The 26,503-nt window shown below is 34.0% G+C and carries 22 protein-coding genes; 20 read left to right on the top strand and 2 right to left on the bottom strand.

Annotated features, from left to right (window positions below):
• Positions 1–41 precede the first annotated feature (41 nt).
• On the bottom strand, positions 42–1,016 hold the full coding sequence (locus MKS83_RS09015) for a ribonucleotide-diphosphate reductase subunit beta (protein WP_100376533.1): 975 nt from the start codon (positions 1,014–1,016) through the stop codon (positions 42–44).
• A 430-nt stretch (positions 1,017–1,446) separates the two neighbouring features.
• On the opposite strand from MKS83_RS09015, the gene MKS83_RS09010 reads away from it, so the two are divergent.
• The 5 genes from MKS83_RS09010 (at position 1,447) to MKS83_RS08990 (ending at position 7,713) form a co-directional block, all read left to right on the top strand.
• The gene (locus MKS83_RS09010) at positions 1,447–2,136 is read left to right on the top strand and encodes an ABC transporter ATP-binding protein (protein WP_100376532.1); all 690 of its coding nucleotides are present in this window, start codon (positions 1,447–1,449) and stop codon (positions 2,134–2,136) included.
• 86 nt (positions 2,137–2,222) lie between these two features.
• Complete coding sequence (locus MKS83_RS09005; RefSeq protein ID WP_100376531.1) at positions 2,223–3,452, top strand: ABC transporter permease; 1,230 nt, start codon at positions 2,223–2,225, stop codon at positions 3,450–3,452.
• 52 nt (positions 3,453–3,504) lie between these two features.
• Positions 3,505–4,773 (top strand): ABC transporter permease, encoded by a 1,269-nt coding sequence (locus tag MKS83_RS09000; RefSeq protein ID WP_240582886.1) that lies wholly within the window; start codon positions 3,505–3,507, stop codon positions 4,771–4,773.
• 81 nt (positions 4,774–4,854) lie between these two features.
• The gene (locus tag MKS83_RS08995) at positions 4,855–6,057 is read left to right on the top strand and encodes an efflux RND transporter periplasmic adaptor subunit (RefSeq protein ID WP_240582885.1); all 1,203 of its coding nucleotides are present in this window, start codon (positions 4,855–4,857) and stop codon (positions 6,055–6,057) included.
• A gap of 129 nt (positions 6,058–6,186) precedes the next feature.
• Positions 6,187–7,713: a glycosyltransferase family 39 protein gene (locus MKS83_RS08990; protein ID WP_240582884.1), complete on the top strand. Its 1,527-nt coding sequence runs from the start codon at positions 6,187–6,189 to the stop codon at positions 7,711–7,713.
• A 30-nt stretch (positions 7,714–7,743) separates the two neighbouring features.
• Here MKS83_RS08990 and MKS83_RS08985 read toward each other — a convergent pair whose 3' ends face one another.
• Positions 7,744–8,118, bottom strand: a complete 375-nt coding sequence (locus MKS83_RS08985) for a Fur family transcriptional regulator (RefSeq protein ID WP_100376528.1) — start codon at positions 8,116–8,118, stop codon at positions 7,744–7,746.
• A gap of 84 nt (positions 8,119–8,202) precedes the next feature.
• On the opposite strand from MKS83_RS08985, the gene MKS83_RS08980 reads away from it, so the two are divergent.
• The 15 genes from MKS83_RS08980 to MKS83_RS08910 all read left to right on the top strand — a co-directional run bounded on the left by MKS83_RS08980 (position 8,203) and on the right by MKS83_RS08910 (position 26,494).
• A complete protein-coding gene (locus MKS83_RS08980) occupies positions 8,203–9,102 on the top strand; it encodes an NAD(P)/FAD-dependent oxidoreductase (protein ID WP_240582883.1) in 900 nt (299 codons plus the stop codon).
• Between the two features lie 136 nt (positions 9,103–9,238).
• On the top strand, positions 9,239–9,565 hold the full coding sequence (locus MKS83_RS08975; RefSeq protein WP_100376526.1) for an ArsR/SmtB family transcription factor: 327 nt from the start codon (positions 9,239–9,241) through the stop codon (positions 9,563–9,565).
• A 60-nt stretch (positions 9,566–9,625) separates the two neighbouring features.
• Positions 9,626–10,099, top strand: a complete 474-nt coding sequence (locus tag MKS83_RS08970; protein WP_240582882.1) for a DUF6428 family protein — start codon at positions 9,626–9,628, stop codon at positions 10,097–10,099.
• A 16-nt stretch (positions 10,100–10,115) separates the two neighbouring features.
• A complete protein-coding gene (locus tag MKS83_RS08965; RefSeq protein ID WP_240582881.1) occupies positions 10,116–10,727 on the top strand; it encodes a protein-tyrosine-phosphatase in 612 nt (203 codons plus the stop codon).
• Between the two features lie 6 nt (positions 10,728–10,733).
• Positions 10,734–11,765, top strand: a complete 1,032-nt coding sequence (arsB, locus tag MKS83_RS08960) for an ACR3 family arsenite efflux transporter (protein ID WP_240582880.1) — start codon at positions 10,734–10,736, stop codon at positions 11,763–11,765.
• A 96-nt stretch (positions 11,766–11,861) separates the two neighbouring features.
• On the top strand, positions 11,862–13,127 hold the full coding sequence (gene glyA, locus MKS83_RS08955; RefSeq protein WP_240582879.1) for a serine hydroxymethyltransferase: 1,266 nt from the start codon (positions 11,862–11,864) through the stop codon (positions 13,125–13,127).
• A gap of 64 nt (positions 13,128–13,191) precedes the next feature.
• A complete protein-coding gene (locus tag MKS83_RS08950) occupies positions 13,192–13,653 on the top strand; it encodes a regulatory protein RecX (RefSeq protein ID WP_240582878.1) in 462 nt (153 codons plus the stop codon).
• Between the two features lie 74 nt (positions 13,654–13,727).
• The gene (locus MKS83_RS08945; protein ID WP_240582877.1) at positions 13,728–17,099 is read left to right on the top strand and encodes a beta strand repeat-containing protein; all 3,372 of its coding nucleotides are present in this window, start codon (positions 13,728–13,730) and stop codon (positions 17,097–17,099) included.
• An 8-nt stretch (positions 17,100–17,107) separates the two neighbouring features.
• Positions 17,108–17,344, top strand: coding sequence for a hypothetical protein (locus MKS83_RS08940; RefSeq protein ID WP_240582876.1), 237 nt, complete (start codon positions 17,108–17,110; stop codon positions 17,342–17,344).
• A 243-nt stretch (positions 17,345–17,587) separates the two neighbouring features.
• Positions 17,588–19,543 (top strand): polysaccharide biosynthesis protein, encoded by a 1,956-nt coding sequence (locus tag MKS83_RS08935; RefSeq protein ID WP_240582875.1) that lies wholly within the window; start codon positions 17,588–17,590, stop codon positions 19,541–19,543.
• Positions 19,544–19,665: 122 nt separating this feature from the next.
• Positions 19,666–20,475, top strand: coding sequence for a polysaccharide biosynthesis/export family protein (locus MKS83_RS08930; RefSeq protein WP_240582874.1), 810 nt, complete (start codon positions 19,666–19,668; stop codon positions 20,473–20,475).
• Positions 20,476–20,499: 24 nt separating this feature from the next.
• A complete protein-coding gene (locus MKS83_RS08925) occupies positions 20,500–22,869 on the top strand; it encodes a GumC family protein (protein ID WP_240582873.1) in 2,370 nt (789 codons plus the stop codon).
• Between the two features lie 119 nt (positions 22,870–22,988).
• A complete protein-coding gene (locus MKS83_RS08920) occupies positions 22,989–23,957 on the top strand; it encodes an SDR family oxidoreductase (RefSeq protein ID WP_240582872.1) in 969 nt (322 codons plus the stop codon).
• An 8-nt stretch (positions 23,958–23,965) separates the two neighbouring features.
• Entirely contained in the window at positions 23,966–25,282 is a 1,317-nt protein-coding gene (locus MKS83_RS08915) for a nucleotide sugar dehydrogenase (protein WP_240582871.1), read from the top strand.
• A gap of 18 nt (positions 25,283–25,300) precedes the next feature.
• On the top strand, positions 25,301–26,494 hold the full coding sequence (locus MKS83_RS08910) for a hypothetical protein (RefSeq protein ID WP_240582870.1): 1,194 nt from the start codon (positions 25,301–25,303) through the stop codon (positions 26,492–26,494).
• Positions 26,495–26,503: the final 9 nt, after the last annotated feature.

Here is a 26,503-nt window from a genome sequence, read left to right as displayed (position 1 = left end):
CTGCTTTGACGCTCGCTTCGCTCGCGCCTTTCGATTCAATTTTAAAAAAGATCGTTTGCAGTAATACTCTTATCGTGCTTTGTGTAATCTACCGGTCTTTTTGCAAAGAAATCATCCATAGAGTTAGCGAATACTTCTTCTTCGAACCAAACCATCGGTCTGTATTGTTCTGGAGAAACGTTGTATTTTGTATTCATGTTGATTTTCTTTAAACTGTCGTCAACACGGTATTTCATGAAGTTTAGAAGGTCTTCTTTTGAGAAAACGCTTAGTTCGCCCAATTCAAAAATCCAGTCTAGGATTTCTCCTTCCAATTCTACAGACTGATCAACCAAAGTATAGATGTCTTCGATATCTGAATCGGTTAATAAACCAGGTTGCTCTTCACGGATTTTATTGATTAAGTAAATTCCTGCATTGGCGTGAATCTGCTCATCAACAGAAGTCCAGGCAATGATATTGGAAACGTTTTTCATATACCCTTTAAATCTTGTGAAAGAAAGGATGATGGCAAACTGAGAGAAAAGCGAAACGTTTTCAATCAGAATACTGAATAATAAAAGAGAAGACACATATTCTTTAGGTGTTGCGGAATTGGCGTGTTTCAAAACATTTGACAGGAAGTCAATTCTCTTTTTTACAGCTGGAATTTCTACTACGTTTGAAAATTCTTCATTATACCCTAAAACTTCCAAAAGTCTTGAGTAAGCTTCTGAATGTCGGAATTCACATTCTGCAAAAGTCGCTCCCAAGCCATTCAGTTCGGGCTTTGGTAAATGATTGTACAGGTTTCCCCAGAATGTCTTTACTGATACTTCGATCTGTGCAATGGCCAACAATGCGTTTTTTACTGCATGTTTTTCATGAGGTTCAAGTTGTGAATGAAAATCCTGAACATCTGCAGTAAAGTCTACTTCCGAATGCACCCAAAACGATTTGTTGATCGCTTCTACGAATTGAAGAACCTCCGGATATTCAAATGGTTTATAACTTACTCTTTTATCAAAAATTCCCATATTAAAATAATGTCTTTAAAATTTTACAAAAAACGATCCGTGTGAATAACATTCAAGAAATAAATAATGGATTGATTGTCAAATGGTTGTTTAATAAACTTATCCACCTGAATTTTCCCTTCATCTCTTGTGACCTGCGAAGCACAAAGTTAGAAAACGGTAATCTATTTTGAAAGGGGAAAAGCTTAAATGTTTGAATTTTAAAGCTAAAAGTTTTCCACATTTGTTAGGAACCTGCTCTATCATTGGTTTCGAGATACTTAGCTTTAAAAATTAAATGATTTAGCATGTTTTTAATTAAACGTTTTATTTTAAAATGTTGATTTTTAATTATATAAATATTAAACAATTAAATATTTTAATTAATTGTAATTCTTGTAACAAAATAAAAATATCTTCTACTTATAAGAAAACTAAATGAAATCACTTAATGTTAGTAATTCAGAATTTACATAAATCATACGATACAGGTAAGAGTAAACTGCACGTTCTCAAGGGGATCAATCTGAATATTGATGAAGGAGAATTTGTTTCTATCATGGGAAGCTCGGGTTCTGGAAAATCCACTCTCCTTAATATCATCGGTATTTTGGACGAAAAAGATTCGGGAACTTATGAACTGGATGGTGTTCCTATTGAACACCTGTCTGAAGTGAAAGCTGCAGAATACAGAAGTAAGTTTTTAGGATTTATTTTTCAGTCTTTTAATCTGATCGGATATAAAACCGCATTGGATAATGTCGCGCTTCCTTTATACTACCAGAATGTATCGAGAAAAGAGAGAAATCAGAAAGCTATGGAATATTTGGAGAAAGTAGGTTTGGCTCAATGGGCAAATCACCTTCCGAATGAGCTTTCCGGGGGACAAAAACAAAGAGTTGCCATTGCGAGAGCTTTAATCACAAATCCAAAAGTCGTTTTGGCGGATGAACCCACTGGAGCTTTAGATTCTAAAACGACGCACGATATTATGAAGCTTCTTCAGGATATTAATAATGAGGGAAAAACAATCATTGTTGTAACGCATGAACCTGATGTAGCTGCGCAGACGAAGAGAAATGTTATTCTGCGTGACGGGATCATAGAGAGTGATGAGTTTATAAAGCAAGTTGTTTTATAAAAAACTTAATAATGAAAGAGCTTGAATATTAAACGTGTTCATGATGCTTTAATATTTCAATTTTTTAATCTTTTAATAATAAAAAAATGTTCGACCTAGATCGTTGGCAGGAAATATTCAGTTCAATTCGCAGTAATGTATTGCGGACGGTGCTTTCCGGTTTTACCGTGGCTTTAGGGTTATTTATTTTTATTGTGCTTTTCGGAATTGGAACGGGACTTCAGAATGCTTTCACACAAGGTTTTGCGAGAGATGCTCAGAATTTGATTTCAATTGTTACAGGAAAAACAACCATTGCCTATAAAGGGCTTCAATCTGACAGGACTGTCACGATGAATAATTCTGACTACGATTTCCTGGTAAATGTAGATAAAGAAAAAGTAGGAAGCTCTACACCCAGGTATACAGCAAACCTATTAGTAAAGTATGGTAAAGAAAGTGGGAATTATCAAATTAACGGAGCAGAACCTGAAGAGAAAATCATCGAAAATCGGAAAATGCTGGACGGTCGCTATCTGACACCAACGGATTTGGAAAGAAAGCAAAATGTTGCGGTAATTGGAAGAATGGTGCAAAGGGATTTAATTAAAAACGGAAGTCCGATTGGAAAAGAATTAAATATAAACGGTACGATGTTTAAAGTTGTAGGCGTTTTCTCCGATGACGGCGGTGACTGGGATGAAAGGCATATTACAGTTCCTATCACGACATTGCAGCAAATGAAAAAAGGTTCTGATACAGTTAGTATAAATTATATCGCTTATAATGATAAGCTAAGTCCGCAGGAAGCTATAAAATATGGTGACGAATTAAAAGAAAGATTAAAAGCCAGAAAAAATGTTTCTCCTAACGACGAAAATGGTGTAAGAGTCTGGAATAATGCTCAAAACATGAACGATACATTTACCTTCATGGCGGTTCTTACGGCAATTGTAGGATTTATAGGTATGGGAACATTGTTGGCGGGGATTATCGGAATCAGTAATATTATGGTTTATATCGTGAAAGAAAGAACCAAAGAAATCGGAGTTCGAAAGGCTATTGGTGCAAAACCGAGAAGTATTGTTGCTTTAATCGTTCAGGAAAGTGTTGTGATAACAGTAGTTTCAGGCTTTGTAGGAGTAGGATTGGGTGTTTTAGCTTTAAATTTAATCGGAAATAATCTTGAAGAATATTTTATTAAAAGTCCGAGTGTAGGATGGGGAACGATTGTTATGGCATTCATCGCGTTGGTTTTTTCAGGGCTGATTGCAGGGTTTGTACCTGCATATAGAGCATCTAGAATTAAGCCGATTGAAGCGTTAAGAACAGAATAGTTTAGACTGTAAGTGATTATTAATAATTCATCATCAATAATTTAAATAAAAAGTGAACATAATATTTAAAAAAGATACTTGGCAGGAAATTTATTATTCATTAAGAAATAATAAGCTTCGAACATTCCTTACCATGATTGGTGTGGGTTGGGGTATGTTTTTGTATGTAAGTTTGCTTGGAGCAGCAAAAGGGATGGAAAACGGTTTCGATAAATTGTTTTCAGGATTTGCAACTAATTCTATTTTCCTTTGGGCTCAGAATACATCGATTCCTTACGATGGTTTCCCGAAAGGAAGACAGGTTCATCTGAAGCTTGAAGATATTGAAATATTAAAAAGGAAAATTCCGGAAATAGACTACATTTCTCCTCAGAATTCAAGAGGAAATTTTGGAAATGCAGGAGAGCAAATGTCCAGAAACGGAAAATCTGCCACCTATACTTTGAATGGTGATTATCCTTTGGGAAATAAAATCTCAGAGAAAAAATTAATATTCGGAAGATATCTCAACGATGCGGATATTTCACAAAATAAAAATGTTGTAGTGATCGGAGAAGAGGTTTACAAAAACTTTTTTGATGCTAAAAAGAATGAAAATCCATTGGGAAAATCCATTAACATCAAAGGTATTTTCTTTAATGTGATAGGAGTTTTCAGGGTGAAAAAAGGAGGAGGAATGGAAAACGACCAAACGGTTTTTATCCCGCTTTCAACTTTTACAAAAATGTATAATAATGGTGATAATGTGGATTTTTTTGCTATTGTAAGCAAACCAAATGCAGATGTAAATAAGGTAGAGGAAAAAGTAAGGCAACAATTGAAATCCAAAAATAATGTGTCACCGGATGATACGAATGCTTTCGGAACTTTTAATCTTGGAAAAGAATTTAAAAAACTGACCGGATTTTTATCGGGAATGCAGCTTTTAACAATCATTGTTGGAACATTAACGATTCTTGCGGGAGTAATTGCTATTTCGAACATTCTATTAATTACGGTAAAAGAAAGAACCAAAGAAATTGGAATCAGAAGAGCTCTGGGTGCAAAACCTTCTGAAGTGAGAAACCAGATTTTGCTGGAGAGTGTGGTCATTACGCTTTCGTCCGGATTGCTCGGATTCATGTCGGGAATTTTCGTATTAATGATTTTAGATATTGCTACAAAGGGACAGGATTCATTTCCGTTTTATAATCCGACAGTAAATTACGGAAACGTTTTCGCAGCAATGGCGGTAATGGTTATTCTGGGATTAATCATCGGAATGATTCCGGCGCAGAGAGCTGTAAAAATCAGACCAATTGAAGCTTTAAGAACAGAATAATTTGAAAATAAGTCAATTTGAAAATTTGATAATGGAAAGTAACCTTTCATTTTAATAAAATTTAAAAAATAAACTATACATATGAAAAAGAAATTCACTTGGAAAAAAGCCATTTACATTTTCTTGGGGCTTTTATTTGTAGTGGCGTTATTCTCGGGAATCGGGTATTTGGTGAAATCAAATTCTAAAGAGAGCGAAGCTTTCCTTACTCGTAAACCTATCATTCAGAATATGGATGATAAAGTGATGGCTACCGGAAAAATTGTTCCAAAAGAAGAAATTGAAATTAAACCGAATATTGCCGGTATCATAGATAAAATTTTAGTAGATGAGGGTGATAAAGTAGAGATAGGACAGCTGATCGCAACGGTGAGAATCGTTCCGAATCTTTCTGATGTAAATAATGCCCAGCAAAATGTTGCCAACTCGCAGCTGCAGATCAACAATGCCAAGCTGAATGTAGATAATATGAGAAAGCAGTTTGAAATGCAGGCTAAATTATATAAGCAGGGAGTGGCTTCAAAACAGGAGTATTTAAATGCTCAACAGCAGTTGTATTCTCAGGAACAGACCCTTAAAAATGCTCAGCAACAATTGGTGACTGCACAAAAAACATTGCAGATTGCCAAAACAGGTTCCACCCCCGAATTGCAGGGACTAGCAACTACGCAGATTCGTTCCAAAGCATCAGGAACTGTGCTTGAAGTACCGGTAAAAGTCGGAAGCCAGGTGATTGAAGCTAACTCTTTTAACGCAGGTACAACTATCTGTTCTATTGCTGATCTTAATTCATTGATTTTCCAGGGAGAAATTGATGAGGCACAAGCCGGTAAGCTGAAGCAGGGAATGAGTATGAACATCGTAATTGGTGCTTTACAGAATAAAACTTTTCCTGGAAAGCTTACGATGATTGCTCCTAAAGGAAAAGATAATAACGGAACGATAAAGTTTCCGGTAGAAGGTGATGTTGAAAACCCGAATAATGAATATATCAGAGCCGGTTTTTCTGCTAACGGAGAGATTGTTTTGAAATCTGAAAAGAACGCTTTGTTATTGGATGAATCTTTGGTTCAGTATGAGAAGAAGAACGGAAAAGATGTTCCTTTTGTAGAAGTGAAGCAAAAAGACGGAAAGTTCAAAAAGACATATATTAAACTGGGAGCAAGTGATGGTATCAATGTTCAGATTCTTCCGGGATCAGGAATTGACCAAAATTCTGAAGTGAAAGTTTGGAATCCGTCCGATAAAGACAAAGAAGAATTAAAAGAAAAAACAAAAAAATAGTAAACTAACACTATAAATTTTAAACTGTGATCCTGGGATATCTTCTCAGGATTTTTTATTCCATTGATAATATGTAACAGAAACACAATTTAAAATGTCTTAATTTTAAATCTATAAATAACCGGTTCCATGAAAAAAGATTACCTGATTCTCTTTCTTTTTGTTCTTGTAAAATTCATCTTACAATATTCCCTGATCGATCCTGAATACGAACTTCACCGTGATGAATATTTACATCTGGACCAAGGTGATCATTTAGCTTGGGGATATTTGTCGGTTCCGCCTGTAAATTCTGTGTTGGCTTTTATTATTAAATCTTTAGGCAATTCTGTATTTTGGGTTAAATTTTTTCCGGCATTGTTCGGAGCTTTAACAATTGTTGTTGTCTGGAAGATTGTTGAGGAATTAAAAGGAAATTTATATGCTAAAATTCTAGCTTCAACCGGAATTTTATTATCTGTTTTGCTCCGTTTAAATATGCTTTTTCAGCCGACATCTCTCGAAGTTTTGCTTTGGACGATGTTATATTATGTTTTAATTAAATATTTTAATTCGGAAAAAGTAAAATGGCTTTACATGGCTGCTATCATTTTCGGCATAGGTTTTCTGAATAAATACAATATTACATTTTCGGTTTTAGGATTAATTCCGGCGATGTTGATCACCAAACAACGTAAAATTTTCCTTCAAAAGCATTTGTACTTTGTCGCATTATTGGCTTTGCTTATTATTTTACCTAATATTTTATGGCAGTATCATAATAATTTTCCGGTCATTCTTCATATGAAGCAGCTTTCGGAAAGACAGCTGGTGAATGTTGACCGTTTTAGTTTTGTGAAATCTCAGATTCTGTTTTTCTTTGGGGTGATTTTTGTGGTTGTTGCAGGATTTTATGCACTTATTTTTTATAAGCCTTTCGAAAAAATCAGATTTCTGTTTTGGGCATATGTTTTTACGATTGCACTGTTCTTGTTTTTCAGGGCCAAAGATTATTATGCGATAGGACTGTATCCTGCTTATATTGCTATAGGTTCGGTTTTTCTGGCTCGTCTTTTTGATAAAGGCTGGAAGAGACGCATTTTAGAGCCGGTTAGTATTTTAATTCCCGTTTTGTTATTCTTGCCTTTATACAACTTAGCTTTCCCCAATAAGAGCCCTCAATACATTGTAGAGCATCCTGAGAATTATAAGAAATTCGGATTGCTGCGCTGGGAAGACGGAAAAGATCATGCTTTACCACAAGATTTCTCAGATATGCTGGGTTGGAAAGAGCTGGCTCAAAAAGTGGATAAAGAATATTTAAAACTGTCGAAATCCGGAAAAACTTTAGTTCTTTGTGATAATTATGGGCAAGCCGGAGCAATTAATTATTATTCCAAACAAAACGTAAAAGCAGTTTCTTTCAATGCAGATTATCTTAATTGGTTTGATCTAAGTGAAAAATATTCCAACGTAGTTCGGGTAAAAGAACCGGGTAATGGTAAAAATGAGTTGAAGGAAACGGGTCCGATTTTCGGAAAATCTGAAATAGTAGATTCAGTGACCAATCCTTTTGCAAGAGAAAAAGGAGCAACCATTTTCAGTTTTGAAGGGGCAAAAATTGATATAAGGAAGAGATTACAGGATGAAATTAATGAAGAGAAAAACGGTTATTAACGTTGAAAGCTAATATCTAAATCCAGTCGATCAAGAGCAATCTTTACAATATCCCGAAATAAAGCCATTAAAATTCACCGATTGATAACCTTCGGGTAATTTAACTTCCATTTCATTTGGGAGGCATTCAATTTTGCCACATGACAAACATCTGAAGTGGAAATGATTGTGTTTATGTCTTTTTTCTGAACAATTTAAACAAATTGCAAAATAATATTTCCCGTCATCCCCTAAGATTTTATGAACAATTCCGTCTTCACAAAAACTATTCAACACTCTGTAAATCGTTGCTCGGTCTACAGCTTCTCCCAATTGCTTCTGTAAAATTTCCTGACTCACTGCTGATTTTGAACCTTTTAATGAATCTAGAATCAGCTGTTTGGTAGCGGTGTTTCTTTTTGCCATGTTGCAAATATAAAAATTATTATTGCGATTAAGTCGCATTAGTGAAAATTTATTTTACCTTTGCAACTATCAACAAGAAATATTATGGAAAATAAGTTTGACGTCATTATCATCGGAGGAAGCTATTCCGGTTTATCAGCGGCAATGGCTTTAGGAAGATCATTACGGAATGTTTTAATCATTGATAGCGGAAAACCCTGTAACAGGCAGACTCCACATTCGCACAACTTTATTACCCATGACGGGAAAACTCCGAAAGAAATTTCTGAATTGGCTAAAGCCCAGGTTTTAGAATATAAAACAGTAGAATTTCATAACGGAGCAGTGGCAAAAATGAAAAAAGAATCTGAAGGCTTCACAATAAAGACTGAAACGGGAGAAGAATTTAATACTAAGAAATTGATTCTCGCTTCAGGAATTAAAGATCTGATGCGCAATATTTCCGGATTTGCAGAATGTTGGGGGATTTCTGTGATTCATTGCCCATATTGTCATGGATACGAAGTGAGAGGTGAAGTAACGGGAATTATGGCAAATGGTGACCTGGCTTTTGATTTTACTAAGCTCGTTTATAATTTAACGAAAGATGTGACTTTGTTTACCAATGGAAAATCAACTTTAACCGAAGAACAGACTGAAAAACTTCATCAGAATAAAATCAATATTATTGAAGATGAGATAGAAAATATTCTACATGAAAACGGATACATTCAAAAAGTGATTTTTAAAAGCGGAAAAGAAGTTTCCTTAAAAGCATTGTATGCAAAAATCGGCTTCGAACAGAATATCAATACAGAAGATTTAGGAATTGAATTAAATGAAAATGGTTTCATTAAAGTAGATATGATGCAAAAGACAAATGTTCCGGGAGTTTTTGCGTGTGGAGACAATGTGACGATGATGAGGTCGGTTGCGAATGCTGTTGCACAGGGGAATTTTGCCGGAGCTGTTGTGAATAAGGAGCTTTCTGAAGAGGAGTTTTAGAATTTTACATATCTAATCTGTTTAAACTGATTTAAAAAAGTATAATTTTAGGATTCTATCAACCTTTGAATTAATTTTTTGAAATTTAATTGGCTGTGAAAATTTATTATCGTAATATTGCGATATAGTTTTGAATATGGGAGCCACCAAAACCGATTTTTTTACCGAACAGCAAAATAAAATGGCGATGCTTGCAAAAGCATTAGGACATCCTGCAAGAATTGCGATCATTGAATATTTAATGAAAGTGAATGAATGCATTTGCGGAGATATTGTGAATGAGCTTCCATTGGCACAGCCTACCGTTTCTCAACATTTAAAGGAATTGAAAAATGCAGGGCTAATTAAAGGGAATATTGAAGGAAATTCAATTTGCTATTGTATAGATGAGAAAGCATTTGAAGTTTTGAATGTATTTTTCTCCAATATCATCTCGACCGTAAAAAAGCAAAACTGTTGCTAAAAAATTTTTTGACACCAAACATCGTAATATTGCGATATTGCAATTTAAATATATACATTTATGACACTTGGAGACATTAAAGAAATTCTTCCGACATTAGACAATGTAGAATTTGAGCTTGAAAACGGGCAATTCGTACCCGAACATTTTCATGTAACAGAAATAGGAATGGTTACTAAAAACTTCATCGATTGCGGCGGAACCATCAGAAAAGAAGAAAAAGTAAATTTCCAACTTTGGAATGCCAACGATTATGAACATCGTTTAAAACCCGGAAAGCTACTTCGTATTATTCAGCTTTCAGAAGAAAAACTAGGCATCGGAGATTTTGAAATCGAAGTAGAATATCAGGATACAACGATCGGAAAATATGATCTTGAATTCAACGGAAAACATTTTGTTTTAAAAAATAAACTAACAGCTTGTCTTGCTCAGGATGCATGCGGAGTTCCTCCTCTAAAACAAAAAGTGAATTTGAATGAGCTATCAGGAAATAAACAAAATACTTGTTCTCCTAATTCCGGTTGTTGCTAATATTTAAATTACTATAATGAATTCAAAATTGTCAACTTATATAGAAATTATCCTCCAACAGGTAATTACCGATGATAGAAAAGAAGTTTTACAGCCTTTAATCAATTATATTCAACAGAAGGCTAAAGGTATGCAACCTATTTATCTTAATTTTATCTGTACGCACAACTCCAGAAGAAGTCATTTAGCTCAGGTCTGGTCTCAGGTTGCTAGTCATTATTATGGTATTTCTGATACTCAGTGTTACTCAGGAGGTACAGAAACGACAGCTATGTTTCCGAAAATTGCAGAAACATTTTCAGAGGCAGGTTTTGAGGTGTGGAAATTAAGTGAGGCTGAAAATTCTATCTATGCTATTAAGTACGATGAAAATGCATTGCCTATTATTGGGTTTTCTAAAAAATATGATGATACATTTAATCCTGTGAACCATTTTGCAGCAATTATGACCTGTTCACAGGCTGACGGAGGCTGTCCTTTTATCCCAGGCGCTGAAAAACGTATTCCGATTACTTTCGAAGATCCAAAAATTTCGGACAATACCGCTGAACAAACGAAAGTGTATAATGAGAGAAGTTTACAGATCGCCTCAGAAATGTTCTATGTTTTTTCACAAATAAAGAAATAATTCATCATGCAGCCTAAGTTAAAGTTTCTTGATAGGTATTTAACACTTTGGATATTTCTGGCAATGGTTTTCGGTGTGGCATTAGGATATTGTTTTCCTAATATTTCACTGGTTACAAAATCATTTTCTTCCGGAACAACCAATATACCTTTAGCGATCGGTCTCATTCTTATGATGTATCCTCCATTGGCAAAAGTGGATTACAGCTTACTACCGCAGGTTTTTAAAGATAAAAAAGTAATATCGATTTCATTATTTCTAAATTGGATTATCGGTCCGGTTTTAATGTTTGTACTTGCAATTATTTTTCTTAGAGATGAACCTGATTATATGATAGGGCTTATTCTGATTGGTTTGGCAAGATGCATTGCTATGGTAATTGTTTGGAATGACCTTGCAAAAGGCAATCGTGAATATGCGGCTTTACTGGTGGCATTAAATAGTGTTTTTCAAATTGTGTCTTACAGTTTTTTTGTATGGCTCTTTATTAATGTTCTTCCTCAGAAATTAGGACTGGGAAGTTTCACTGTTTCTGTTCCGATATACGAAGTGGTAGAAAGTGTGCTGATTTACTTAGGAATACCTTTTATAGCTGGTTTTTTGTCACGTTATTTTCTTATTAAGAGAAAAGGAAAAGAATGGTATAACAGGAAGTTTATTCCAATGATTTCACCAATTACTCTTTACGCATTATTGTTTACAATTGTGTTGATGTTCAGTTTGAAAGGAGATAAAATATTAGAATTACCAATGGATGTAATAAAAATTGCAACCCCGCTGGTTATTTATTTTGTCATAATGTTCTTTATCAGCTTTTTTATAAACAGGTTGATTAAAGTTCCTTATGATAAAAATATTTCGATTGCTTTTACAGCCACGGGAAATAATTTTGAACTGGCAATTGCTGTAAGTATTGCTGTATTTGGAATTCATTCAGCTCAGGCTTTTGTAGGTGTTATTGGCCCACTGATAGAGGTTCCGGTGCTTATTCTTTTAGTAAAGATAAGTTTGTACTTTAAACACAGATATTATAAGTAATAATTTAGAATACAGTTTTTTAATCGTATTTGATATACTAATCTCGCTGAAAATTTCGTATTTTTGACGTGAAAAATTTCAAAACTAAAAAGTAAAATGGACATTATTTTCGACCTGATTGAAAAAGAAAGACAAAGACAAACCCATGGAATTGAGATGATTGCATCAGAAAACTTTGTTTCTGATAACGTTATGAAAGCAATGGGAAGCGTATTGACTAACAAATATGCAGAAGGATATCCCGGAAAAAGATATTACGGAGGATGTGAAGTAGTAGATGAGGTTGAAACTTTGGCGATCAACAGAGCAAAAGAGCTTTTTGGAGTAGATTATGTAAATGTTCAGCCACATTCTGGTTCTCAGGCCAATGCGGCAATTTACTTGGCAGTTTTGAAACCTGGAGATAAAATCATGGGAATGGATCTTTCTATGGGAGGTCACCTTACTCACGGTTCTTCCGTGAATTTCTCTGGGATTCAGTATGATGTGGTTTCTTACGGAGTTCAGCAAGAGACTGGTCTTATTGATTATGATCAAATGAGAGAAGTGGCTTTGAGAGAAAGACCAAAAATGCTTATCGCTGGTTTCTCTGCCTATTCAAGAGATCTGGATTATGCTAAATTCAGAGAGGTTGCAGATGAGATAGGAGCTACACTTTGGGCAGATATTGCTCACCCTGCAGGTTTGGTGGCAAAAGGTCTTTTAAATAACCCGTTCGAACATTGTCATGTAGTAACCACTACGACTCACAAAACATTAAGAGGTCCAAGAGGAGGAATGATTATGATGGGGAAAGATTTCGAAAATACTTACGGTCACAAAACACCGAAAGGAGAGATCAAAATGATGAGCCAGGTTCTTGACGGAGCTGTTTTCCCAGGAATTCAGGGAGGTCCGTTAGAGCATGTAATTGCTGGTAAAGCAGTTGCTTTTGGTGAGGCTTTGGATGATCAGTTCTTAACCTATGCAAAACAGGTACAGTCTAATGCACAGGCTTTGGCAAAAGCAATGATCGACAGAGGATTTGATATTGTAAGTGGAGGAACAGACAATCACTTAATGCTTGTTGACCTTAGAAATAAAAATGTAAACGGTAAGGAAACAGAAAAAGCTTTGGTTCTTGCTGATATCACTTGTAACAAAAATATGGTTCCGTTTGATGATAAATCACCATTCACGACTTCGGGGATCCGATTGGGAACTGCAGCAATCACAACTCGAGGATTGAAAGAAAATGATATGGATACTATTGCCGGATTTATTTCTGAAGTGGTTGATAACATCAAAAATGAAGAAGTAATTACTTCTGTAAGAAAGAAAGTTAATGAATTAATGGAAGGTAAGGCATTATTCAATTATTAATATTTATCTTCGTCAACAAAATATAAGAATGGGCAATTGCTCATTCTTTTTTTATCCCTAAACTATGGAAAAGAAGTCTTTTACTTTTGATGAAATTAAGCTGAAACTGGTAAATTATTGCGTTTACCAGGATCGATGCCATGCGGAAGTGGAACAGAAAATGAAGGAGTTCCTTTTGATAGATGAAGCAAAAGAGGAAATTATGCTTTATCTTTTAAAAGAAAATTATTTAAATGAAGAAAGATTTACACGAAGTTATATCCGTGGAAAATTTTATATCAAACATTGGGGCAGGAATAAAATCAGGTTGAATCTCAAGCAGAAACAGATTTCCGAAAAACTCATCAATTCCTGTTTTGATGAAATTGATGAAACGGATTATGAAGCAACTCTTCGAAAAATATATGAAGATTATTACAGTAAACAAAAAGGGTTGAAAGAATTTCAAAAAAAAGCAAAAACTATTAAATATGTTTTAAGTAGAGGATTTGAATATGATGAAATTTTACATTTTATTGATACTTAACATTTATATAATTTTGATATTCTTGCTTTTTAAGAAAAAATATATAGTTTTGCTACATACTTAAAAATAAAACTATGATTTCAAAATTACAACCTCTGTCAAAGATGACCTTGGCATTTTTGATGGCGCTCTTTTCGGTTTGGACGTGGGGACAAACTATTACAATTAACTTAACATCTGCAGGAGGTTCTGCAAACCTTAGTTCTAATGCTTATGATAGTGGAGCAGAAAGAACCTGGACACAGAATGGAATTTCTTTTGGGGGTAAAGCTATTACAGCTGCTATATCTCCAAATTTAGGAACTATACAAGCTCAAGCAAGTAATGGTGTTATTTATAATACAATTGCCTTACCTGGTAAAATTAAAACTATTCAGATCAATCAAAGTGCTTCAACAAATTTTACTTTATATGGAGGAGTTTCAACAAGATTAGTAAATTCTGCTACGGGTAATTACACTGTAACTGGTGGTACATCAGAAGGTACAGTGACAGGAACTACTTGGACGTCGAGTGACTTATCTTCTAAAAATTATACTTTTTTTGCTTTAAAAAAAGGTGCAAATGTTGCATATATTAATTCTATTGTTATTACGTATGAAACAACTCCCAATCTAACTACTTCGGGAGCGTTTTCTTCTTTTACATACTTCCAAGGCAATGGACCATCTGTAAATCAATCAATCACAGCCTCTGGAAGTAACTTAGATGGTGTAACGCCTGTTACAGTAGCGGCTTCTTCTGGTTTTGAGGTTTCTTTAGATGGAACTAATTTTGCAGACAACCAGACAATTTCATATTCAAATAATACATTTACTAACCAAAACATATTTGCTCGTTTAAAAAGTGGACTTGTTGCAGGTAATTATCCAGGAAATATTACAATTTCAGGAGGAGGAGCATCTGACGTTATTAAAACAGTTAACGGAAATGTTGTGGATGTTCCTAGTGTTACTGCTTCATCATTTACCGGAACAATAGGAACTTCTTTTTCTCAAAATATCCAGGCAACTCAAAACCCCACTTCATATGCAATTGTTAGTGGAAATAGTTTACCAACAGGATTATCACTGAACACGACAACTGGACTTATTTCGGGAACGCCTACAGTAGCAGGTAGTTTTACGACAAATGTTACAGCAACGAATGGAGCTGGAACTTCTGCACCTGCAACAATTAATTTTACAATTGCTAAAGGAACTCAAACGTTGACGGGTTTTACAGATCAATCAAAATATTTGAGCAGTACTCCTTTCACATTTCCTGCAAATACAACCAATGCTAATTTGACGGTAACTTATGCAAGCTCCAACTCTGCAGTGGCAACGGTTTCAGGAAATATAATTACAATTACAGGTGTAGGAACATCAAATATTACAGCTACTCAGGCTGGTGACAATAATTGGAATGCTTTCAGTCAACAAATTGTTTTAACGGTTGCTAATGATCCGGTAGCCTATAATGGAGTAGGAAGATTTGAGAAAATTACTTCCTTAGCAGATTTAACAGATGGCTATTACGTAATTGTGGGCGACGGAACAAATGCTATGAATACAACAGTTGCAAGTAACAAGTTGCAAGCGACTACAGTTAGTGTTGTAAGTAATCAAATTGCCAATCCAGCAACGTCTATTGTTTGGAAGGTACAAACTGATGCAGGAAATATTAAAACAATTTTTAATGAAGCAGTCAATAAATATATTTCTAATGGGGCAAGTAATACAGATTTGTCATTAGTTGCTTCAGTATCTGGGAATGGGCAAAAATGGGGAGCAAGTTTTGTTTCGAGTTTATTTAGATTAACAAATCAAGCGGATACAAGTAGAGCTCTGATTTACAATGGCTCTGTATTTGGAAAATATGCCACAAGCAATGTTGATGGATCCTCTTATTTTGATTTAGAGCTTTACAAAATGGTTGAATCTACAACTTGGAACGGCTCCGCATGGTCAAACGGAAATCCAGGAAATAAAGATGTTATTATTACAGGGGTATATTCAACAACTTCACAACCGGCTTTTACTGCTAAGAATATTACCATTAAAAATGGAGGTATTTTAGAAATAACTTCTGGAAATACTATTTCAGCGACAGCAGTTACGGTAGAAGACGGTGGTAATTTTATTCAAAGAGATGGTTCTACTTTAACTAATACAGGAGCTTTTAACGTTTTGAAAAACACGACAAGTGCTGCTAATAAATATGTATTCTGGGCATCGCCAACGGCTTCTCAAAATATGTACGGAATTCATACCTCTGCACCACAGTATGTAATGACTTATAATAGCGATACAGACTTTTATACGACTTTGAGTAATCCCGCAACTTCTACACCTGGAGTAGGATATTCAGTGAAAATGCCGGCAGCAAATGCTATAGCTACTTTTGGAGGTGCTACTGCACAGCCAAATAACGGAAATGTAGCAGTTACCTTAAATAATACTTCTACAAACAAATATAATTTGATTGGAAATCCATATCCGTCAAATCTTGATCTGAATGCATTTTATAACGCAAACTCCTCTTCTGTGAATTCTACATTCTGGTTCTGGGATAATACAAGCAATAATGTAACTACACAAACGGGAAATACAACAACCAATGTTGGATATGCTACGTACAATGCGGCAGGATCCGGAACATGGACAGAAGCACCGTCTTCTTTAGCATCACATTCAGGAAGTTCGGCTGCGGTAGGACAAGGTTTCATTGTTGAAGCAACAGGGACCACAGCAACATTTACCAACGTAATGAGGGTTTCCACTACTGGAAATACATTTAATAAATTGAATGTTAATGATACAGGTAAGTTTTGGTTAAAACTGGCAACCCCTTATGGAAGTCATACTACATTAGCGGTTAATTATGAATCAGGAGCACAAAATACATTTGATAAGTTTGATTCAAGAGCTATGGGAATGGGATCAGATGCCTTCTATAGTATTGTGGGGGCTGAAAAATTAGTAATTCAGGGAAGATCACCATTTACTATTGATGATGTTGTACCACTAGGAAATAAACATTTTGAAGCAGGTAACTTTGTCATTTCACTGACTCAAAAAGAAGGTATTTTCAATAATGGACAGGCAATTTACCTTCATGATAAAGAATTAGGTACTTACACCAATCTTCAGAACGGAAACTATGGTTTCTCAGCTAACGCAGGTGAATTCACTAATAGATTCGAAATTGTATATAAGCTTGGAACTTTAGCAATTCAGGAAATTGAAAAAATGACTTTTGAAGTATACAGAGACGGAGAAGATTTTGTTGCTAGAAATTCTAAAAATATTGAGAGAATAGAAATATTTGATGCTTCAGGTAGAAAAATAGTAGAATTAAAACCAAACACTAGCTCTGCTAAATTCAAACTAGAAACAAAAGGAATGTATATTCTGAAAGCATTATCGGCGGGTAAAGAGTATACCAAAAAATTAATTAAATAAGAAAGAATATGAAAAAGATAATAATTATAGGTTCAATAGTTTTTTCAGGTCTTGCTTTTGCACAGCATTCAGATAATCCCTATATATATGATGAGCCATCACAAACTTCGGAAGTAGAAAAAAGTCCGGGAGAACCCGGCGATCCTTCTGCACCGATAGATGAGCAAGTTCCATTTTTGATGGTAGCAGCTATAGGAATGGCGATTGTTTTTGCCAAACGCAAGAAATCAGTTGACTCTTTTTAATGATGATATTTACTTCCCAAAGCTTCCTAGCTTTGGGATTTTTATATTGTTTATGATCTAAATTAATAACCAAAATAACTAATTAATTTATGTTGAAATAGATATGAATTTCTATTATTATATAGATTTTTTTATTGTTTTTAATATTATATTAACCAAATGAAAAATAAATTCAAGACTAAGTGATAAGAATGAATAATATTATTATCTTTGTCCCAAAATTATAAAACCAATTGATGTTGAATGAAAAAGCTGCTTGATGCTTTTAGGGTACTGTACGATGGGGATAACATATTGAAGATTACTAAATTAAGATATGTCCCTCGTTGGTTAGTTATTATTATAGATGTTCTTATTGTACTGTTTTCTATAGTGCTCTCTTCTCTGTTTTTAGAGAAGCTACATGTAAGAGATAGTTTTCCGGAATATACATTTCAAAAAATAGGAGGAATTATTCTTATTAACTTACTGTTTATGTTTGTATATAAAACATATGCAGGAATTATAAGGCATTCAACTTTTTTTGATTTCTTTAAAATTATGTTTTCATCAGGGAGTACTCTGGTAACACTTCTTACAATTAACTATTGTACGGAAATACTGGTAGGAAAAGCTCCATATCTTTATCCTAATCTATTTCTATATTTTTTTATTTCTGTTTCGGCGATGTTCTTTTTTAGAATGGTGACTAAACAGTTTTTCAATATGCTGATTGATTATAAAGGATTTTCATATAAAGTAAAAGTTGCTGTTGTAGGAGTCGGTGATGCATCAGTTTCAGTAGCGAGAGCTATTATGCATAATCCTAGTTATCCTTATAGACTTTATGGTTTTTTAACAAAAAGATCAGATTCTAACCGGGCAATGTTATTAGGTCATAAAATATATAACCAGGAACATTTCTTTAAAAATGAAAATCTGATCAAAAAGTTTGATGCAGTATTGATTATTAAGGAAATCATGACCAAGCAGGAGCTTGAAGAATGGATGACTTTGGCATTAGATAATGGCTTAAAAGTATTGAAAGCTCCTTCATTAAGTAAAATGAGAGATTCTGACTTGGTGGGCGGAATACGTCAGCTTCAGATTGAAGACTTGTTGAACCGTAAGCCTATCAAGATTGAAAATGAAGAAGTGAAAAAAAGACATTTCAGTAAAAATGTTTTGGTTACAGGAGGGGCTGGGTCTATTGGAAGTGAGATTGTAAGACAGGTGGCTCAATTTAACCCATCACTGATTGTAGTATTGGATCAGGCGGAATCTCCCTTATATGAGCTTGAACTGGAATTAGTAGAAAAATTTCCGGATCAGAATTTTAAATTTATATTAGCAGATATTTCAAATAAATATAGATTAGAAAAAATATTTGAAGAGTATCAGTTTTCAATGGTGTATCACGCTGCAGCATACAAGCATGTACCTTTAATAGAGGATAATCCTCACGAGGCAATTTTTGTTAATGTGTTAGGAACTAAAAATGTAGCACAGCTTTCAAAAGAATATAAGGTTAACCGTTTTGTAATGGTTTCTACAGATAAGGCGGTAAATCCTACAAATGTTATGGGAGCTTCAAAAAGAGCTGCAGAACTTTTTGTACAATCTCTACAGAATTCGGAAGGTAACATAACTAAATTCATTACAACACGTTTTGGAAATGTACTAGGCTCAAATGGTTCGGTTATCCCTCATTTTAAAAAGCAGATCGAAAAGGGGGGGCCTATTACCATTACTCATCCTGATATTATACGTTACTTCATGACAATTCCTGAAGCTTGTGAATTGGTGTTGCAGGCTGGAACAATGGGGAATGGTGGAGAAATTTATGTCTTTGATATGGGAGAACCTGTTAAAATTTTGGATTTGGCAAAAAGAATGATAAAATTGTCAGGATTTACCCCGGATTTGGATATTAAGATTAGTTTTATAGGGTTGAGACCAGGAGAAAAACTGTACGAAGAATTATTAAGTGACAATGCAACAACAATTCATACGCATCATGAGAAAATCATGATTTCTAAAGATCCGACAATAGAGTTTGATGAGATTGATATATTGTGCATACAGATTATTAAATCGGCGGTTAAGAGAGATCGATTAGAGGTAGTGCGAATATTGAAGAAGATTGTACCTGAATTTATTAGTAATAATTCGGAATTTGAGGTGTTGGATAGTAAAGATGAGGAATTTATAATTCCATAGAGAAGCTGATAATATATAAAAGGAAAAAAGGATCAAATAATTTTAGACTTTGATTCTTGTTTTAGAAATTGAGATTTTAGTTTAAAAATAATAATCATATTTTTGTGAAAAATATATCAGGAATGAATTGGAAAAATTGTATTTGGGCCGGTGCGTTGTCGGTGTTATTGTTTTCATGTGGGACAAGACAGGAGATCAACTATATGAAAGATATTGAAAACCTGGCATTAGACAATTCAGTGAAAAACAGTAGAAGCACGCTGCAGCCGGGAGATCAGCTGGTAATTACGGTGTCTGCAAAAGATATGGATGTGGTTAAGCCTTTTAATCAGGTCTATTCTTCAGCTTCTACGATTACGCAGTATTCTACTCCAAGTTCTAATAATCTTCCTCAGCAGATCCCAGTTTCAGGACCTACCTATAACGTAGATACGGATGGGAATATCATATTCCCGCAAATAGGAAAGGTAAATACCAAAAATGAAAATATTGAAACTTTCAGACTGAAACTGACAGATTTAATTCGCGAGTATGTCAAAGACCCAGTGGTAGATGTGAAGTTAATTAATTTTAGAGTTTCTGTATTAGGAGAAGTTGCGAGACCAGGAACATATTTGGTTCCCGATGGTAATGCTACACTATTAAGTGCTTTAGGGTTAGCTGGTGATCTTACAGCTTTTGGAATCAGAACTAATGTATTGGTGGTAAGAAATGTTGATGGCCAGTTTACAAAAGAGAGAGTTGACCTTACGAGTGCCCAGTTTATAAATTCTCCGTATTATTATCTAAGACAAAACGACATCATTTATGTACAACCAAATGCCAACAGGGAAAAAGCAGCAAGAGTAGACCCTAATACAGGGCTGTATATATCTGTAGCATCGGTGATTGCTTCTTTGGCCATCGGTATTTTAGCTTTAACAAAAAATTAATTTTTACACACCTAATCATTTATAGTGGATCAGAATTATTTGGATCAGAATCAGGAAGAGTCTTTAAACCTAAGAGAAATACTTAAGCCTTATCTTCATCGATGGTACTGGTTTATCATTGGTGTTATTATAGCGATTATAGCGGCTTGGTTTTTTTTAAGATATAGTATTCCCGTTTATAATACAGAAGCTACACTACTTATTAAAGAAGTAAAAAAATCAACCTCTGGACAGCCTGAATTGTCAGTAATTTCCGAATTGGGTGGAATTGGTGGAATGGGTACGAACTCAGTAGATAATGAAATTGAGATTTTCAAATCCAAAAAGCTGATGCTTTCCGTGGTGAGAGAACTGGGATTGGAAACAAGTATCTATGCTAAAGGAAATGTAAAAGACACGGAATTATATAAAGAAACGGCGCCATTCACGGTAAGAGTGATTGAAGAATTTCCTAAAGTTCAGTATCCAGCTAAACAAGTATTAGCAACAATACAAAATGGACGTATCGTATTAAAATCAGAGTCTTTTAAACAGGATGTATATGCAGCTTTCAATAAAGCTGTCAGGTTGCCTTTTGGAATTGTAATTTTTCAGAAAAATCCGCGTTTTAAGAAGATTGCTAAAGATGAAGGAAAGTATGCCCTACAGTTTATGTCAGGAATGAATCGTACACGGGATCTTTTGTCTAAGTTAAATGTAACGTTAGTACAGAAAGAGGCAACCGTATTGAAGATCTCAATGAACAATGTTGTTCCGGAAAAAACAGAAAATATTCTGAATCATTTAGCCATTAACTATAATAAAGAAGCTATTAATGATAAGAGTTCGGAAGCTCAAAAAACAGCAGCATTCATTGATGATCGAATCAGGCTTATAGGGCAAGAGCTAGGAAAAGTTGAAAATCAAAAGGAAGATTTTAAAGTTAGAAACAATATTGCAGATATCCAAACGGAGGCAGAGTTATCTCTGAAAAGTGTTGCCGCTACACGTGATATTCAACTAGAAAATGAATCTCAATTGGAGCTAGTAAATAGTTTAATAAATTATTTGAACAGACAAGGTAATTTTCAGGTATTACCATTAAATGTAGGACTAAAAGATTCAAATACTGCTTCTGATATTGCAGCATACAATCAATTGGTTATTGAAAGAAACAGATTGCTGGAGAATTCTACCACAGCAAACCCATTAGTACAGGATATTACCAAACAGATCAACGGTATGAGGACTGCAATTGGAGCAAGCTTGCAGAAAAGTAAATCAGCATTACAGATTGCGGGATCCAATATTCAGATGGAGCAGAACCGTCTTTCTGGAATGATTTCTAAAATTCCGGTTCAGGAAAAATTATTCAGGAGCATTGAGAGACAACAGAATATTAAAGAGCAGTTATATTTATTATTACTACAGAAAAGAGAAGAAGCTGCCATTTCATTAGCAATTGCAGCTCCGAAAGCACGTATTGTAGATGATGCATTAACGAATCCTATTCCGGTCTCACCTAAAAGAATGATTATTTATTTAGCCGCTTTGATTGTAGGATTATTGATTCCGTTCGGAATTATTTATTTAATTGAGTTGTTTAATAATAAGGTGCAGACAAAACATGATTTGGAAAAATTATCTGAGGAAGCTTCAGTAATTGGAGAATTACCCTCATTGGAAAAAGGAGATCCTGAGTTGGTACAGCTGAATGATTTATCTCCATTAGCAGAAGCCTTCCGTATTTTGATTACCAATCTTAATTTTATGTTGCCTAAAAATAAGAAAGGAAATGTTATTTTTGTTACTTCCACAGTAAAAGGAGAAGGAAAAACATTTACTTCTGTGAATTTAGCGCTAACATTGGCTACTCCTAGAAAAAAAGTAATCATTATTGGTTCTGATATAAGAAATCCTCAACTACAAAGATATAATGAAAGCAGGAGAGGATTGATTGGTCTTTCAGAGTTTATGTATGATGATCAGATGCAAACTTCAGAGATTATCCATCCTACTTCATTTAATCCATATTGTGATGTAATTTATTCAGGAGCTATTACACCCAACCCTACTGAATTGTTGTCAAATGGCAGGTATCAGGAATTGGTAGAAAGTTTAAAACCTCATTATGACTATATTATTTTAGATACAGCGCCATTAATGTTGGTAACAGATTCCTTTCTGATTGCTGATGTAGCAGATGTTACAGTCTATGTTACAAGATCAGGACACACCGAGAAAGAATTGATTAGATTTGCCAACCACCAGATTAAAGACAAAAAAATCCATAATGTAGGCTTTGTATTGAATGATGTTTCAAAAAGAAATAGTGGATATGGATATGGATATAAATATGGGTATGGTTATAATGCAGATATAAAAAAGCCTTGGTGGAAAAGATTGATGAATTAATTGAAACATATACATATCGTGATCATCATTTCGAATAGATTCTTATAATCGTATAGATAGATTACTCCAAGTAGAGTCAAAAAGTTAAATTGAGAAATATAAGAAACGTTAAAACATAAATGAAAAAAATTTTAATAACGGGAGGAGCCGGATTTATTGGCTCTAATCTTACCGAATATTTTTTAAATAAAGGATATGAAGTGTGTTGTTTAGACAATTTTGCAACCGGGCACCGCCATAATATAAAACCCTTTCTTCAAAATCCAAATTATCAATTGATTGAAGGTGACATTCGTGATTTAAAGACATGTCATGCAGCGGTTCAAGGAATAGATTATGTTTTGCATCAGGCTGCGTTAGGATCGGTACCTCGTTCCATTAAAGATCCGATTACAAGTAATGAGGTAAATGTATCCGGTTTTTTAAACATGCTAACAGCAGCTCGTGATGCTAATGTTAAACGTTTTGTGTATGCTGCCTCCTCATCTACTTATGGAGATTCTGAATCTCTACCTAAAGTTGAAGAAGTAATCGGTAAGCCGCTATCACCATATGCAATTACAAAATATGTTAATGAATTATATGCAGATGTTTTTTCTAAAACATATGGAATGGAATGCATCGGATTACGATATTTTAATGTATTTGGTCGTCGTCAGGATCCAAACGGAGCTTATGCAGCAGTAATTCCTTTATTTGTAAAAAAATTAATGAATCACGAATCACCTGTAATAAATGGAACTGGAGATTACTCTCGTGATTTCACTTATATAGACAATGTAATTCAAATGAATGAATTGGCAATGTTAACAGAAAATAAAAATGCAATTAATACAGTATATAATACGGCTGTTGGAGACAGAACAACATTGAATGATCTGGTTCAATATCTAAAACAGTATTTAAGCAACTTCGACGAAGAAATTGCTGATATTGAGATAATATATGGTCCAAATCGGCAAGGGGATATTCCGCACTCATTGGCTTCTATAGAAAAAGCAAAAAAATTATTAACATATCAACCCACGCATACTATTGATAAAGGCTTAAAAGAGGCTGTACAATGGTATTGGGAAAACTTAAGATAAATACATAGATGAATACTCAACATAAAATAGCGATTATAGGATTAGGATACGTTGGCTTACCTTTAGCACGCTTATTTGCGACAAAATATCCTGTAGTAGGATTTGATATTAATCAAAAAAGAATTGAAGAACTTAATTCTGGCAAAGATCTTACACTTGAAGTAGATGACAATATATTACAAGAGGTTTTAATACAGGAAAACCCGTTTTCTCAACAATTTAACAACTCAACGATTCAACAAAAAAATGGTTTGTTTTGTTCCTCAAATTTAGAAGATATTTCTGGGGCAAACATTTATATAATCACTGTTCCTACACCTGTTGATAAAAACAATCGTCCTGATTTAACGCCACTTATCAAGGCAAGTGAAACGGTAGGTAAAGTCATAAAAAAAGGAGATATCGTTATTTATGAATCTACTGTTTATCCTGGTGCAACAGAAGAAGATTGTATTCCTGTAGTAGAAAAACAATCAGGATTAAAGTTCAATCAAGATTTTTATGGAGGATATTCACCGGAAAGAATCAATCCTGGAGATAAACAGCATACAGTTGAGAAAATCTTAAAAGTTACCTCTGGTTCCACACCAGAAATTGGAAAGATTGTTGATGATTTGTATAAGTCTGTAATTGTTGCGGGGACTCATTTGGCACCTACAATTAAAGTAGCCGAGGCGGCTAAAGTAATCGAGAATTCTCAGCGGGATATTAATATTGCTTTCGTAAACGAATTGGCGAAGATCTTTAATTTACTTGATATTGATACCCATGCGGTATTAGAAGCGGCTGGAACTAAATGGAATTTTTTACCGTTTAAACCAGGCTTGGTTGGTGGGCACTGTATTGGTGTTGATCCTTATTACTTAGCGCAGAGAGCACAGGAGTTTGGCTATCACCCTGAAATTATTTTGGCAGGACGAAGACTGAACGATTCCATGGGAGAATATGTTGCATCACAAGTTGTAAAAACGATGATAAAGAAAAATATCAATGTTAATGGTGCGGAAATTCTTATGTTGGGAATTACTTTTAAAGAAAACTGTCCGGATGTTCGTAACACAAAAATTGTAGATGTGATTTCGGCTCTAACAGACTATGGAATTAAGGTATCTATTTATGATCCTTGGGCTAATCCTAAAGAAGTGGAACATGAATATAACTTAATTACAACAGACCAATTACCTGCAAAGAAGTTTGATGCCATTGTTCTAGGTGTTGCACATAAAGAGTTTTTAAATTTGGATTTAGAAGTATTAAAACATGAAAATACAGTTCTGTATGATGTGAAAGGTATTTTGAATGGTAAAGTTGATGGCAAATTATAGCTTACATAATCAGGATATATGTATAAAAAGCTATTGTCAACATCTATAATAAATGCTGCAACCGCCGGGTTGAACTTTTTCGCAAGTTTTATAACTGTGAAGTTGATGTCATTAAAGATATTTGGAGAGTTCGCTATTTTTAATTCTATTTTAGCTTTCGGAGGATTACTATATGCTATAATACCAACTAATTATTCTATTTTTAAGTTACAAGATGATAATAGATATAAATCAAAATTGCTGAGTTTTTTTATATTGTCAAGTATTGCTTTTTCTATTTTTGTTTTCATAACAAATATTACTGGAATTGTAAATATTGATTTTTTCACTGTTTATTTTTTTGGAATCAGTACATTCTTCTTAGGATATTTTGATATTAAATTCCAAGCATTGGGTAAGCTCAAACAGTATTTTATAATGCTTTTTATTACTGCAATCTTAAAAATTATATTTTTAGTTCTTTTTTATTATTTTAAACAACTAAACAATTTAACAAATTTATTATGGACTGTTACAGTTTCTCAAATAATGATCATAATATTTTATTTACTTGATGATAAAGAAGACGTTAAATTTATTATAAAAGATTTTAAGTTATTTAAGGAAACATTTTTATTTATTAGAATTAATTTCTCAAGTTTTACACCATACTATTTGAATACTTGTTTAAAAAGATTAAGAGAAAATTTGATAGTGCTATTATTCGGTAAATTTATGTCAAACGAAACGATAGGTTTGTTCTCAGTTTTTGTAAAAATTTCATCATTTGTATTCGGACTTAGTAGAACAATGGAAGCATTTTTTATGAACAGAGAAAATATTGGTAAATACAAGGAAACGTTTTATCAAAAAATTATTTATTTTGCCATTCTATTACAGTTCATATTCCTATTGGTAGGAATTGGTTATTTTAAAATTTTTATTAATAAATTTTTTTTCGTTGAAATATTGATTTTGAGTTTTCTAGTATATCCACATATGTTTTTTTTAGTAGCGAGATCTGAAATGCTTTCAAAGTATTCTAATAAGGAAGTGAATATCAGTGAAGGAACAAATATGTTAATAGTATTGATTGGTGTATTACTGTGCTATATATTCAAAATTACATCTATTTATGGAATGTTATTTACTTATGGTTTTGCTACTTTGGGACTTCAATTGTATTTAATAACATCATTAAAAAGTATGAAAAAAGGAAATATAGATATTTGATAGTTATTT

The sequence above is a fragment of the Chryseobacterium sp. Y16C genome, from assembly GCF_022488405.1.
In the GTDB taxonomy this organism is placed as follows: Bacteria; Bacteroidota; Bacteroidia; order Flavobacteriales; family Weeksellaceae; genus Chryseobacterium; species Chryseobacterium geocarposphaerae.
Note: the sequence above shows the minus strand (reverse complement) of the source record. Positions and strands in the feature narration are given on the sequence as shown.